General features: G+C 65.4%; 2 protein-coding genes. Both read right to left on the bottom strand.

All coding sequences use genetic code 11. The features are described 5' to 3' along the window. Window positions 1-954: aldehyde dehydrogenase family protein (locus tag EN964_RS34195; protein WP_127277415.1), on the bottom strand; the 954-nt coding region annotated here is incomplete at its 3' end. Further along, window positions 951-1,536 (bottom strand): cytochrome P450 (locus tag EN964_RS34190; RefSeq protein ID WP_164776357.1); only part of this gene is annotated, 586 nt, incomplete at its 5' end. The genes EN964_RS34190 and EN964_RS34195, both read right to left, overlap by 4 nt.

The following is a 1,536-nucleotide window of genomic DNA, read 5'->3' as shown; positions in this document are numbered from 1 at the left end:
GTCCATGAACCGATCATAGACCGCTGACTGGACCAGAAGCCGCGAGCCGGCGACGCAGACCTGGCCGGAATTGCGAAAAATGCCGTTGGCCGAGACGACCGCCGCCTGTTTCAGGTCGGGAGCATCGGCAAAGACGATGTTGGGCGACTTGCCGCCGAGTTCGAGGAAGACGCGCTTCAGATTGGAGCGAGCGGAATATTCGAGCAGCCGTCGGCCGACCGGCCCCGAGCCGGTGAAGGCGATGGCGTCGACATCCATATGCAGGCCGAGCGCTTCGCCGGTGACCGCGCCACGGCCGGTGACGACATTGAGCACACCGGCGGGAAGTCCGGCCTCGCTTGCCAATTCGGCCAGCTGCAGCAGCGTCAGCGAAGCGATCTCCGGCGGCTTGACCACCACGCAATTGCCGGCGGCAAGTGCGGGCGCGATCTTCCAGGCGCCGATCATCAGCGGAAAGTTCCACGGCACGATGACGCCGACGACGCCGAGCGGCTCCTTGTGGATCAGTCCGAGCACATTGTCGGCCGTTGGCGCGATCTCGCCGTAGACCTTGTCGATCGCCTCGGCATAGTAGCGGATGGTGCCGGCGGCCGAGAGCGGTTCGGCCTTGTAGGCCATGCCGATCTCGGTGCCATTGTCGCGCACGCCGAGCACGGCGAGCTCGTCGGCATGCTTTTCGACCAGCTCGGCGAATTTCGTCAGCACCTTCTTGCGAAAGGCTGGCGCTGATCGCGACCACGAGCCCTTCTCGAACGCCTTGCGCGCCGACTTCACGGCGCGGTCGATATCGGCGGCGTTGCCGTCGGCGATGCTGGCGAACGGCCGGCCGTCGATCGGCGACGTCACCGGCAGGCTTGCGCCGCTTGTTGCCTCGATCTGCACGCCATCGATGAACAGGCCCCGTGCGCCGATCTCCGTCCTGCGCAGCGTGTCGATGGCATTCTGACTGATCATGGGTGACGGACTCCCAGGCAAACATGCAATGTGGTTGGCGCGCGGAATTCCCAGCCGCGAAACACCGGCTCCTTGCCAGGCACAAGGCTGAGATCGGGGAAGCGCAGGAGCAACAGCCTCACCGCAAGGCACATCTGCTCGCGTGCGAAAAACCGGCCCGAACAGAAATGATGGCCGAAGCCGAAAGCGGCATGGTTGCCTTCGTCGCGGTTGATGTCGAAGCGGTCTGGATCGGCAAAGCGGCTCTCGTCACGGCTTGCCGAGGAGACAAGTGCGGCAACCGCGGCACCGGCTGGAATCGTCACGCCGCCAAGCTCGACCGCCCGTGTCGTCTGCCGCGTCTGCGTGCCGATCGGCGCCACCCAGCGCAGGCCCTCGTCGACCGCCTTCGGCACGAAGGTCTCGGGATCGGCGAGCACCTGCCGCATCTGTTCGGGATGGGCCAGCAGACCGGCCAGGATCGAGCCGGCGCCATGTCCGGGCTCCTGCATGCCGCCAAGCAGGATGACCTTGATGCTCGGCATCAAAAAATCGATCGGCCGCGTCGTGCCCTCCGGCATGCCATCGTGCAGCATATGCGAC

It is taken from the genome of Mesorhizobium sp. M7A.F.Ca.CA.001.10.2.1 (genome assembly GCF_003998575.1).
Classification (GTDB): domain Bacteria; phylum Pseudomonadota; class Alphaproteobacteria; order Rhizobiales; family Rhizobiaceae; genus Mesorhizobium.
Note: the sequence above shows the minus strand (reverse complement) of the source record. Positions and strands in the feature narration are given on the sequence as shown.